Source organism: Italian clover phyllody phytoplasma str. MA1, assembly GCF_000300695.1.
Lineage (GTDB): Bacteria > Bacillota_I > Bacilli_A > Acholeplasmatales > Acholeplasmataceae > Phytoplasma.
On the sequence record NZ_AKIM01000158.1, the window covers coordinates 1 to 390 of the forward strand.

Sequence of the window (390 nt, forward strand, 5' to 3'; positions counted from 1 at the left end):
TCTTTTTGATTATGAATTAAATTTTCTAAATTTTGTTTTAAGGCTAAAAGAATATTTTTGTTAGGATCATTATTTGATAATTGTTGTATTTCGCTTTCTGTATTTATTTTTTTAACTGCATTTTCTCGAATTTTATATTTTAAATTAATTATATTTTCTTCAATAGAGTAATTAGTTATGTTTGGATTATTATTGCTAGCACTAGCAATATCTTTATTCATCCCCATTACTTGTTGATTATTAGTAATTAAAAACAATCCTAATAAAGTAAATACAATAAACGCATTTAATAACAATAATAAATTATTTTTAATTTTAAACATTAATTAAATCTCCTTTTATTTTTATTCTTTTTTTATCACCAGTCATCGCTGGTTCTTTTATTATTTT

At 19.7% G+C, this 390-nt stretch carries 1 protein-coding gene; it reads right to left on the reverse strand.

Translation table 11 applies throughout. The features are described 5' to 3' along the window. Nucleotides 1-323: SVM family protein (locus RI01_RS03105; protein ID WP_017193211.1), on the reverse strand; the 323-nt coding region annotated here is incomplete at its 3' end. Nucleotides 324-390 lie beyond the last annotated feature (67 nt).